Genomic DNA, 12,328 nt, shown 5'->3' with positions numbered 1-12,328 from the left:
CCATACAAATGTATTATGAATCAGGATGGTCACGTGCGAGTTCGAGATGCGACAACGACCTACCGTATCATGTCCGCTGTTAAATCAAAAAACACAAAACCTGAAAGATTACTTGGTCAGGCGATGTGGAAATTGGGATTGCGCTATCGAAAACATTATAAAGTTACAGGGAAACCGGATTTCTGTTTTATACGAATTAAAATCGCTGTTTTTTGTGATGGAGATTTTTGGCATGGTCATAACTGGGCTGTTCGAAGAATGAACAGTTTAGAAGACGAATTAGAGCACTACGATTATTTTTGGAAACAAAAAATTATCCGGAATATTGAAAGAGATAAAAAAGTAAATAGAATTCTCGAAAATGAAGGATGGATCATTTTACGTTTTTGGGAAAGTGAAATTAAAGAGGCACCTGAAAGATGTGCTCAAAAAGTGAAAATCGTTTATGATGCCTGTCTTGGAATCTAAAAATCATAGAACAACTCGTTTAAAACGGATTTCACGTGGTGGCGCTGTTTTGCCTCGGAAAACTTTCAATTCAACGTTAAACATTCACAAAGGAATTCATGAAAAATCTAATACTATTATTTATTGGTGTACTGCTTACCGCATATTGTGCATCCGCTCAAGATAAACTGCCGGATAACCTGCAATGGCTCACCAATGAAACTTCTCCGGTGTTTGCGGACATCAACGCAAAAAAAGGAGGCACCTTCCATGCGTCCATTCAGGCTTTTCCCTTGACGATGCGAACCATTGGTCCGGATTCCAACAGCAGTTTCCGCAGTGCCATCCTGGGAAATCAAATGAGCCTGATCGGGATTCACCCCAATACTGAAGAAATCCTGCCGGAACTGGCCACACACTGGGCGTTCGGAGCTGATAAAAAAACCATGTATTTCAAACTTGATCCCCGAGCAAGATGGTCGGATGGCAAACCGGTGGCGGCAGAAGACTATATCTACACCCTGGAATTCATGCGATCCAAACACATTGTGGCCCCCTGGTACAATAATTATTATACCGAAGAAATTGACCGGGTGATCAAGTTTGACGAGCACACCATTGCGGTGGTAGCCACCAAAGCCAAACCGGACTTGCATCTCACACTGGGCCTCAGTCCGACTCCCCGCCATTTTTACGGGGAACTGGATGATTCTTTTGTGAGAAAGTTCAACTGGGAGATTTGCCCCAACACCGGTCCGTATGTGATTGATAAAATCAACAAAGGCAAAAGCATCACCTTCAAACGTAAAAAAGACTGGTGGGCCAAAGATCTTTACTGGTTCAGGGGACGGTTCAATGTGGACAAGATTGAATATTCAGTGATCCGGGATGTCACCACAGAATTTGAGTATTTCAAGAAAGGCGAACTGGACGCGTTTGGTCTGACGCTTCCCAATTACTGGCATCAGCAAGCCAAAGATCTGGACATCACCACCCGGGGATATGCGCATAAACTCTGGTTTTACACCGATGCTCCTCAGCCTTCCTACGGATTCTGGCTCAATCAGGACAAGGAACTATTCAAGGACGCCAATGTGCGATATGCCTTTGCTCATGCGATCGACATGGATAAATTGCTGAAAGAAGTGTTGCGGGGCGACTATCAGCGGTTACACAATCAGTTCACCGGTTATGGCAAATACACCAACACCAGCATCAAGGCCCGTGAATTTGATATCGCCAAAGTCGAAGCGTTGATGAAAGCCTCCGGCTGGCAACGCGGATCCGATGGAATCTGGATCAAGAACGGCACCAGATTTTCGGTCAACGTGGTGTATTCTTCCGAACCTCACACGGAACGGCTGGTGGTGTTGCGGGAAGAAGCGCTGAAAGCCGGAATCGAGATGAATCTTCAGCGACTCGATGGCAGTGCGGCCTTCAAGATGGTGCTGGAAAAAAATCATGATGTCGCCTGGATGGCCTACGGAACCGGTCTGCGTCCGCAATACTGGGAATTCTACCATTCTGTCAATGCCCACGTTCCACAGACCAACAACATCACCAACACCGACAATCCGGAAATGGACAAGCTGATCGACATCTATCGGAACTCCACCGATGAACAGGAGCGAGTCAGCCTATCCCGTCAGATTCAGGAAAAAATCCATGAAATCGGAGCGTATGTGCCAACCTACATGGTGGGTTATTTCCGGGAAATGTACTGGCGCTGGTGGAAACTACCCAAAGTGCCTGCCACCAAAATGTCGGATTCCGCGTTTGAACCGTTTGGAACAGGACTCTTCTGGTTTGACCGGGACACTTATGAAGAAACGCAAAAAGCCATGAAAACCGGGAAAACCTTTGAACCGGTGACACTGATTGACACTACTTTCAGAAAGTAAGGCGGTTTAGACTATGTCTCAAGAATCCTATATTCTGCAAGTCAAGGATCTCGTCACTTCCTTCAGCACAGAACAGGGCACAATGCGTGCGGTCAATGGAGTCAGTTTTGATCTGCGTGCCGGACAGATTCTGGGAATTGTGGGAGAATCCGGCTGTGGAAAAAGCGTCACCTCGCTTTCTGTCATGCGTCTGTTGCCGCAACCTCATGGCAAAATCGAAGCTGGACAGATTTTATTCAAGGGACGCGATCTGGTTTCCATGACACTGGAGGAAATTCATGAATTACGAGGCAACCGGATTTCCATGATTTTCCAGGAACCGATGACCGCCTTGAATCCGGTGCATAAAGTCGGGAAACAGATTGGTGAGGTGTTGCGAATTCATGGAAAAACATCGACTGCTCAGGAAACACAAAACCAGGTTCTGGAACTACTCAGCAAAGTGGGAATCCCTTCTCCAGAACAGCGGTTTCATGAATATCCTCACCAACTTTCAGGAGGCATGCGCCAACGGGTGATGATCGCCATGGCCATTGCCTGCAAACCCGATATCCTCATTGCCGATGAACCCACCACCGCGCTGGATGTAACCATTCAGGCACAAATTCTGGAATTGCTCAAAACCTTGCAGAAAGAATCGGGCACCGCCATTGTCTTTATCACCCATGATCTTGGCGTGATTGCTGAAATGTGCGATACCGTGCTGGTCATGTATGCCGGCAATGTGGTGGAAACAGCCTCCGTCGAACAATTGTTTTCAAATCCACGCCATCCCTACACGCAAGGATTGCTCAATCTTGTTCCACGACTTGATCGCCCCAGAAAACAAAAACTTTCAGTGATTCCGGGCATGGTTCCCGATCTTCATGAATTGCCGGCAGGGTGCAGATTTCAAAACCGCTGTGACTGGTGCCAACCCGCCTGTCAGTCTGTCGAACCAATGCTGGAACAAGTCGCTTCAGCGCATTGGGTGCGTTGTGTCCGTTGGCGTGAAGTAATGAATTCCTGGAATTGATTATCACCAATCCATTTACCTGAGCGTTTGTCATGACATCATTATTAAAGATTCAGAATCTCACCATGCATTTTCCCGTCTATCGAGGTGTTTTACGACGTCAGGTGGGCGTGGTGCATGCCCTGGATGGGGTGTCTTTTTCGGTCAATCCCGGTGAAACATTGGGTATTGTCGGAGAATCAGGTTCGGGGAAAACAACGCTGGGCCAGACGGTTCTGCGGTTGAACAATCCCACGTCAGGAAAGATTCTGTTTGAAGACGCTGACATCACTCATCATTCAGCCAGAGAGTTGCGTCCGTTACGCCAGCGGATGCAGATGATTTTTCAGGATCCCTTTGACTCGCTCAATTCGAGACATACCATTGGCGAAATTCTGGAAGAACCCTTTATCATTCATCAGCAACGGAATGCTGTTGAACGACGGAATCAGGTCAGTCGCCTGCTGGAACAGGTCGGGGTTTCTCAAGGTGCGATAAACCGTTATCCCCATGAATTTTCAGGCGGACAACGTCAACGAATCGGTATTGCGCGCGCCATTGCGTTGAATCCGCGATTGATTGTGTGTGATGAACCGGTCTCGGCGCTGGACGTTTCCATCCAGGCCCAGATTCTCAATCTGTTGCTGGAATTGCAGGAACGACTGCATCTCACCTATCTGTTCATTTCTCATGATCTGGCCGTGGTTCGTCATGTTTCTGACAGGGTGGCGGTGATGTATCTGGGACAGTTTGTGGAGATGACCGATTCTGACACCATCTATTCCGGAGCGTTGCATCCCTACACGCAAGCCCTGATTTCAGCGATTCCATCCACAGTGCCCACCGGAACAAAACAGAAAATTGTGCTGAAAGGTGATGTTCCCTCTCCCATCAATTTACCGTCAGGGTGCAGATTTCATACTCGATGTCCGATGGCTCAGGAACTTTGCGGCAAACAGATCCCGGAATGGCGTAAGGCCGGTGAGAAAGCTGACCATTGGGTACGCTGTCATTTGGTGGATCAGTGAGAAGGAGCTACCCTGAGTTTTTGAGATATTTGACCATACGGATTCTGTTTCCGGTTTCATTCCATTCCACTTCATCCATGTAGGTTTTGATCAGAAGCAAGCCTCTGCCACTGGACACGACATCATCAAGTTCATGCACATCCAATCGCTTTTGGGCATTGAATCCTTTTCCCTGATCCGTGAATTCAAACTCCAGACGGTCTTCCATGGCACGATAAACCAGATGAACCTGCCGGTTACGGAATTTTTCGAGCCCTTCCCTTTGAGACAGAACCTCGAAAAAGGTGTCCCACGATTCTTCTTTCAGGGATGAATCAACCTCCAGATTGCCATGCACCACCGCATTGGTCAGCGCTTCATACAGGCAAAGATGGATACGGGTCAGATTGATTTGATATTGTTTGCAATGATAGCGGAAATGACTTTGAAGGTAGTTGACCACATTCAGGATCAGCGAAGTGTCACTGGGAATATCCAGTTCTACTTGACGCACATAAGACAGCATCAATGAAGACACTTCATGCGATTCCTGGAAGGTTTCCAGTTTATGCAGAAGTTCTTCAAGAATATCAGGATCAAATGGCTTCAGAATGAAATCAAAAGCTCCAAGTCTCAGCGCCTGAAGAGATATTTCAAAATCCCCATGTCCGGTCATGATGATCACAGGAATCTGGTAATCTTTTTTCCGGAGTGTTTTCAGCAGGGTTAATCCGTCCATGACCGGCATTTTGATATCCGTGATCACAGCATCCCATTCGGCGGGGTCTGCCTGAATCATATCAAATGCCTGACGACCGTTATCCGCCGTATGGAGTTTGTAGTTAGTCCATTTCAGACTATTCACAATCTCTTCCCGTAAGTCTGCTTCGTCTTCTACAATCAGTACTTTCATGAGCGAGTTCTGGTATGATTAAAATAATAGAACAAGGGGTTGATTTGTCTATTTGCTTATCGTATCAAATTGTTAAAAGCAAATCATAAATCGGTGGGATCAATATCAGAAAATATTGTTATTCTGAAACATATCCACCTGTGACAAACCTGATTCCAGGATCATTATCAATCAGGATGAAATTCACCTGCATTACTTTCCCACGTTTGCGGCACTCCAGCAAAAAATCGAGGAAACTTTGCTACACTTCAAACAGCGAAAAGAAGACATCCTTGAACTTTTTGACTTTTACAGAAATCTAAAATCCGCTTAATTTTCATAACCTTATAGAATCACTAATATTTTCCTGAAACACTATATTGTTCATTCAGAAACCCTTTCAACCATTCAACGGCGTCTTCTTTGGCGTCAAACAACTTGTTGGGATATCCTCCTTTATTCAATCCAATAAAAAAGTTTCCGATCACCTTGCTGATAGGCCCCCCGACAAGGATTGCTACAGCACTGACGGTTTTAAAAGATTCTTCACCTGTAAAATATAATCTGGCATCCCTGGACATGGAGCCAATATGCAGGCTGTCTACAAAAAGTGGGACTTTTTTGTTGCTTTTTGAAAGTTTTCTGATGATTTCAAGCTGTTCTATGGCCACTTCCAGGGTGATATCACTGCCTTTTACAACCTCCGAGTAGACGATTCCATCCTCTTCCAACCATGTTTTAAAAAATTGAGTTTCTACCACATCTTTTGGCATTTATGTCCTTTCCGTTCTTGTGTTCTCAAAAATAATAAGTCACCTCAAAAGGGTTTGGAACCGCGTATCGTCCAGTGATTGATTCATGAATCAAAAGTATGGGTTTGTCCAGATGTTTCTGGCGAACTACTCCGCCACAAAAACCCGTTGATAATCCCTTGTAAAATCTTGTCAAATTTTGATAGAGACTATTTATCCACTTTGAATTGAAATCAACATGTCGGAGCGATTTTCATGAACGGTCTGGAACATTATCACCTGAAAGAACAGCTCCATGCGAGCCCGTCAACACTGGTTTTCAGGGCTACCCGGCTTAAAGACCAGATCCCTGTAGTGCTGAAACTGCTGGCAAAAGCACCGCCCCTGCCGGAAGAAAGCAACCGTTTTTTTCGGGAATTCCAGATTCTTCAAAGTTTGCAGGAACAGAAGGAATCGCTGTCTGGAATCATCAAGGTTTATGACTTTCAGCCGCATCACAATTCCTGGGTCATGGAATTGGAAGATTTCGGGGGCAAATCGCTGACAGAATGTTTGAAACAGCAGGGAGTTCCGGATTTGCGTGAGTTTCTGCGGATTGCCATTCAGATCACTGGAATTCTGGGACAGGTGCACCATTGTCAAATCATTCACAAGGACATCAATCCGTCCAATATTCTATGGAATCCTGACACAGGACAGATCAAACTGATTGATTTCGGCATCGCCACCCGACTTTCCCGTGAAGCCCAAACCGTGTTGAATCCTAACACGCTGGAAGGAACCCTGGCCTACATTTCTCCGGAACAAACCGGACGCATGAACCGAACCGTCGATTACCGGACGGATCTGTATTCGCTTGGAATCACGTTTTATGAAATGCTGACCGGTGAACGCCCTTTTCAAAGTCATGATCCCATGGAACTGGTTCATTGTCATATTGCCGTGACCCCTCCCACGCCGTTGCAGTTGATTCCTGATTTTCCTCGTGAAATTTCCAGCATTGTCATGAAACTGCTGGAAAAGACTGCGGAGGAACGTTACCAGAGCGCCTTTGGACTGAAAGCTGATCTTGAAGCCTGTCTCAAGCAGTATGAAACCATGGGCCGGATTGATTCATTGCATCTGGGGCATCAGGATATTTCCGAAAAATTCCAGATTCCTCAAAAACTGTATGGCCGTGACGCGCAGATTGAACAACTGATGCGGACATTCCATGTTGTAAGTCATGGCCGGTCTGCCATGCTGTTGATTGATGGTTTCGCGGGAATCGGTAAATCGTCGCTGGTCAATGAAGTCCATAAACCCATTGTGCGACAACGGGGATATTTCATCTCAGGAAAATATGACCAGTTTCAGCGCAACACTCCCTATGCTTCTCTGATTCAGGCGTTTCAGGAATTTGTCAGACAGTTGCTCACGGAATCCGATGAACAGTTGGAAACATGGCAGAATAAACTCCAGACGGCCCTGGAACCGAATGGCCAGATCATTGTCGATGTGATCCCTGAGATTGAGTATATTCTTGGCAAGCAGGAACCTGTCCCTCCATTGCCGCCGATTGAATCGCAAAACCGGTTCAATGTGGTGTTTCATCAGTTCATCCGTACCCTTGCCCGCCAGGAACATCCCCTGGTGCTGTTTATGGATGATCTTCAATGGGCGGATCTGGCTTCTTTGCAACTGCTTGAACTGCTCATGCGGGATGATGGAACCCAATATCTGTTGCTGATTGGGGCTTACAGGGACAATGAGGTTCTACCGGGACATCCGCTCCTGATAGCACTCAAGGAATTGGAAGCCTACGGCTCAACCCTTGAACACATTCATCTGAATCCACTTGTGTTGGAGGATGTGAGTCAACTGATTGAAGAAACCCTGCATGTGGAGAGGACTCAGTGTCAGGAACTTGCCCGGTTGATCTTTCACAAAACCCATGGAAATCCTTTTTTTGTCAATCAGTTTCTGCAACGTCTGTATGAGGATCAACTGATCTGGTTCGAACGTCAGAAACAAGGCTGGATTTGGGCTTTAGACAGGATTGAGCAGGCTGAAATCACAGAAAATGTTGTCGAACTCATGGCGTCCAAACTCCAGAAATTATTGCCAATGGTTCAGGAAGCCCTCAAAAATGCCGCCTGTCTGGGCAATAGTTTTGATTTCCAGACGCTACTCATGGTTTGTGAATCGACGCAACATCAATTGATCCATTGTCTGAGTACTGCAATCCAGGAAGGCCTGATTCTGCCTGTGGATGAAAGCTATAAACTTTTACATTCCCTGCATGGCGTTGACGCAAAATCTCCAGTTCTGGATGAAGCAAAACATGGAATTTTACTTCAGTACATCAATCCCAGATACAGATTTATTCATGACAGGGTACAGCAAGCCGCTTATTCCCTGATTTCTAACACACAAAAAGCACCTTATCACCTCAGAATTGGCCGCATTCTTCTGAAGAATTACCCCAATCCCCAACAGCAGGAAGAACGAATTTTTGACCTGGTCAATCAACTCAATCATGGTGTGCTTATTTTTGCTTCTGCGGAAGAACAATGGACCATCATTCATCTGAATCTGACTGCCGGAAAAAAAGCCAAATTGTCGGGAGCTTATGAATCCGCTTTCAATTATCTGTATACCGCAATTCAGTTGATCCATGCAGAAAACTGGAGCACACATTATGAATTGTGTCTGGAACTCTTCACCCACGCCGCTGAAGCATCGTTTCTCAGCACCCGCCTGGAGGAAACAGAAACGCTGATTCAAACAGGACTCAAGCATGCAACATCAATGGAAGACAAGATTCCGATCTATGAAATCAGGCTTCAATGGCTGTTTGCCCGCAATCAAATCGGGAAAGCGGTCACGGAAGGGGTGGGTTTACTAAAACGAATCGGGTTTGGCCTTCCTGCCAAGCCTAACCAACTGCATCTGGTCGCCTATCTGTTGAGAGTGAAGTTAAACCTTTGGGGGAGGTCTGATGAGGACATACTGTCAATTCCTGATACCGGTTCAGCTCATGCGTTGTCTGTCCTCCGCATTATGCATCACACCGCACATTCGGCCTACATGGCTTTTCCCAATTTGTTTCCGGTAGCGGTTTTCCGGTCAATCATGTTTGCGAGTCGTATGGGCTACTACCCTGAAATCGCATTTGCTTTTTCTGCCTATGGCATGATTTTATGCGGCATACTGGGTGACATGGATGAAGGCTATCGGATCGGGCAACTTGCCATAAAACTAAATGAACGTCCCATGACCCGCCGGTTTCACGCGCGAAGCATGTTTCTGGTGGATGGGTTGATTCGTCACTGGAAAGAACCGCTGAGAGACACGCTGGGAGATTTGCTGAAAAATTATAAAATCGGTCTGGAAATCGGCGACATCTCCTTTGGCACCCTGTCGGCCCATCTGTATTGCGGTTATTCCTATTTTGCCGGAATTCCCCTCAAGTCGGTATTTGAAGAGATGCAGACCTACGGCAGTCAGATCAGAAGACACAAACAACAGACCTACCATTATTATCACAGCATCTTCATGCAGGCACTTTCCAATCTGATGGAGGAAACACAAGAACCATGGCTCATGGAGGGCACGTATTATAGTGAATCAAAATTGTTGGAAATACATCTGACAGCCCAGGATGAGACCGCGATATTCGTTCTGTTCATGCACAAGATGGTCTTGAATTATCTGTTTGGCAACTATCAGCAGGCTCTGGAAAACACACTGGAAATTGAAAAACATATCAATAGCCTGACAGGTTGTGTGCATATCCCGCTGTTCAGATTTTATGAATGTCTGACATTGCTAAAATTAGCAAAAACAGCCGATAAAAAAACAGCCCGGAGCCATCTGGGGAAAGTAAAGAAAAACCTGAAACAGTTGAAGTTGTGGAGCAGGCATTCCCCTGCAAATTACCAACACAAGCTGGATCTCGTACTGGCAGAATTCTATGCCCTGCATCACCATCTTGATCAGGCCATCCAGTATCATACTCAGGCCATCGACGGTGCGAGGAAACATCAATATTTGCAGGAAGAAGCCCTGGCGAATGAACTGGCCGGAGTATTTTATCTGGAACAGGGGCAAACTCAGGTGGCAAGAGTCTATTTCATCGAAGCCCATCGGTTGTATGAACAGTGGAACGCAACCGCCAAGGTGATGCAACTCCGCAAGATGTTTCTTCAGCATTTTGGTCATCCTGTCAATGAATCAAAAAGGGCTGATATAGGGCTGACTTTGACCATGCAAACCGGTTCGAGCGGTACCGCTGAACATATTCTGGATCTGCACACCATCTTTAAGGCAACCCATAGCATTTCTGAAGAAATTGTTCTGGAACGACTGCTTAAACGGTTGATGCAAATTGTGATTGAAAGCGCAGGAGCACAACGTGGGATTCTGTTGCTGGAACAGGAGGGGCACTGGTTGATCGAGGCTGAAAGTTCCATTACGTTGAACCAAATTAATGTGTTGCAGTCCATTCCACTGGAACAGGAACAAACCCGGGAATTTCTGCCTGTTTCGATGATCCAGTTCTCAGTCCGCACCCATACCGCACTGGTTTTGGACTCTGCGATACAGGATCTCCGTTTTCAGAATGACCCCTATGTTCAGCGGCATCAGCTTCAATCAGCATTGTGTCTGCCTGTCATGCATCATGGAAAAATCAGCGGTATCCTGTATCTTGAAAATAATCTGATGCAGGGGGTATTCACCCGGGACCGTCTGGAATTGCTGAAAATGTTATCGGCCCAGATCGCGGTATCGATAGACAATGCCCGTTTGTATTCACAAATGGAAGATCGTGTCCTTCAGCGAACGCAAGATCTCCAGGCATCGCTCGAACAAACCATGGCCAAGGAACGTGAAATCACCCATATCAATCAGGTGCTACAGACAGTCAATTCCACCCTAGATCTGGATGAAGTGATGAAGACTGCCCAAATTGCCCTGAACACCGTATTTGCCTTCAATCAGATAGGACTCTTTCTGGTCAACAAGGAGCGAACCCATTTGCAGGCGTCACGATATTTCGGCTATATCCACAATGACAACCTCGTTGAATTTTATCAGCTTTCCATACCGTTGGCCGGCTATACGAGTTTTGTCAGTGAATGTTGCATAAATAATGACCCTTATTATATTTCACCCGTTACTCCGGAGCTTTCTGAACAATTTTTGCCCCTTGACAAAAAAATATATGACATGAGTCCCTGCAGATCCTATCTGTTGCTGCCGTTGCATGTGCAAAACAAAACGATCGGGGTGATTGTGTTTTCCCACAGGGATGAAGAATTTTTGTTGACTGATACTGATATCATGAAGGCTGACCGGTATGTGAATCAGATTGCCGCCGCTATCAACAATGCTCAGTTGAATCAGGAAATCCAGCAAATCAACGCGTCCCTGGAACAAAAAGTGATGGAACAAACCCATGAACTTCGACAGGCACTGGAAAAGGTTCAGCAGGCTTCCCTGAAAATTGAGCAGAATGAACGAATGCGCCATGAACTGGCAACGGCCAAAACTGTGCAACAGTTTCTTATTCCCCGTGAGGATCCTGTTCTGGATGAAATTGAAATTGCCAGTTATTACAAATCCGCGTCAGAAACGGGAGGCGACTGGTACGATTTTCATCACTATGCCGGGGATAAACGCCTGGATGTTCTGATCGGTGATGTGACCGGACACGGCACTCCCGCCGCAATCATCACAGCCATGGCCGCCAGTATTTACCATTCCATGGAAGGACATGTCCATCATGCCATTTCGACAGGCTTGAGGTCGCAAATGCTGCACCCGTCCTACCTGCTCCAGTTACTCAATCAGGTGCTGTATTCCACCACCGAAGGTTCGTTTGCCATGACATTTTTTTATTCGGTGGTGGACCTTGAGAAAAAAGTGCTGTTGTATTCCAGTGCGGGACACAATCCCTGCCTGCTGTGGCGACCGTCCGGATTTGAGACTGAACATAAATATCCGCGCAAACGTCGGTTTACCCGCGATTTGTTCATACGAACACCCCCCCTGGGCTATAACCGGCATCCGGTATACAAAATTGACATTGAATCTCTGGAAAAAGGGGATGTGCTGGTCTGGTTTACTGATGGACTGATTGAAAACACCAATGAAGAAGGCTCCATGTTTGGCATGAAACGGTTGAAGCATGTTCTGGAAAATTCAAAGGATCTTTCCGCACATGAAATCAGGGACAGGATTATGCAAGAGGCAAACATCTTCTGGAAGGAAAATCCGGCAGAAGATGATGTAACATTGATCGTGGGGAAAATTTATTAATCAATCTTAGAAATTAACAATCGTAGAGACGC

Annotated in this window: 7 protein-coding genes; 5 read left to right on the top strand and 2 right to left on the bottom strand. The window is 46.1% G+C overall.

Annotated features, from left to right (window positions below):
* Positions 1 to 15: 15 nt before the first annotated feature.
* From HQM11_09895 to HQM11_09880, 4 genes are all read left to right on the top strand, one after another.
* The gene (locus HQM11_09895) at positions 16 to 468 is read left to right on the top strand and encodes a very short patch repair endonuclease (protein MBF0351332.1); all 453 of its coding nucleotides are present in this window, start codon (positions 16 to 18) and stop codon (positions 466 to 468) included.
* Positions 469 to 566: 98 nt separating this feature from the next.
* Positions 567 to 2,348 carry an ABC transporter substrate-binding protein gene (locus tag HQM11_09890; GenBank protein MBF0351331.1) on the top strand — a complete coding sequence of 594 codons (1,782 nt, stop codon included), beginning with the start codon at positions 567 to 569 and terminating at the stop codon, positions 2,346 to 2,348.
* A gap of 13 nt (positions 2,349 to 2,361) precedes the next feature.
* Positions 2,362 to 3,363 (top strand): ABC transporter ATP-binding protein, encoded by a 1,002-nt coding sequence (locus tag HQM11_09885; GenBank protein ID MBF0351330.1) that lies wholly within the window; start codon positions 2,362 to 2,364, stop codon positions 3,361 to 3,363.
* Between the two features lie 32 nt (positions 3,364 to 3,395).
* Positions 3,396 to 4,370, top strand: a complete 975-nt coding sequence (locus HQM11_09880) for an ATP-binding cassette domain-containing protein (protein ID MBF0351329.1) — start codon at positions 3,396 to 3,398, stop codon at positions 4,368 to 4,370.
* Positions 4,371 to 4,377: 7 nt separating this feature from the next.
* Here HQM11_09880 and HQM11_09875 read toward each other — a convergent pair whose 3' ends face one another.
* Positions 4,378 to 5,262 carry a response regulator gene (locus tag HQM11_09875; protein ID MBF0351328.1) on the bottom strand — a complete coding sequence of 295 codons (885 nt, stop codon included), beginning with the start codon at positions 5,260 to 5,262 and terminating at the stop codon, positions 4,378 to 4,380.
* A 335-nt stretch (positions 5,263 to 5,597) separates the two neighbouring features.
* Positions 5,598 to 6,014, bottom strand: a complete 417-nt coding sequence (locus HQM11_09870; GenBank protein MBF0351327.1) for a hypothetical protein — start codon at positions 6,012 to 6,014, stop codon at positions 5,598 to 5,600.
* Between the two features lie 234 nt (positions 6,015 to 6,248).
* On the opposite strand from HQM11_09870, the gene HQM11_09865 reads away from it, so the two are divergent.
* Positions 6,249 to 12,296, top strand: a complete 6,048-nt coding sequence (locus HQM11_09865; GenBank protein ID MBF0351326.1) for an AAA family ATPase — start codon at positions 6,249 to 6,251, stop codon at positions 12,294 to 12,296.
* Positions 12,297 to 12,328 lie beyond the last annotated feature (32 nt).

The sequence above is a fragment of the SAR324 cluster bacterium genome, from assembly GCA_015232315.1.
Lineage (GTDB): Bacteria > SAR324 > SAR324 > SAR324 > NAC60-12 > JADFZZ01.
This window is presented reverse-complemented; position numbering and strand designations above follow the sequence as displayed.

Coding starts and splice junctions, on each gene's coding strand:
- HQM11_09885 (MBF0351330.1), top strand. CDS start 2,362: ATGTCTCAAGAATCCTATATTCTGCAAGTCAAGGATCTCGTCACTTCC.
- HQM11_09890 (MBF0351331.1), top strand. CDS start 567: ATGAAAAATCTAATACTATTATTTATTGGTGTACTGCTTACCGCATAT.
- HQM11_09875 (MBF0351328.1), bottom strand. CDS start 5,262: ATGAAAGTACTGATTGTAGAAGACGAAGCAGACTTACGGGAAGAGATT.
- HQM11_09880 (MBF0351329.1), top strand. CDS start 3,396: ATGACATCATTATTAAAGATTCAGAATCTCACCATGCATTTTCCCGTC.
- HQM11_09895 (MBF0351332.1), top strand. CDS start 16: ATGAATCAGGATGGTCACGTGCGAGTTCGAGATGCGACAACGACCTAC.
- HQM11_09870 (MBF0351327.1), bottom strand. CDS start 6,014: ATGCCAAAAGATGTGGTAGAAACTCAATTTTTTAAAACATGGTTGGAA.
- HQM11_09865 (MBF0351326.1), top strand. CDS start 6,249: ATGAACGGTCTGGAACATTATCACCTGAAAGAACAGCTCCATGCGAGC.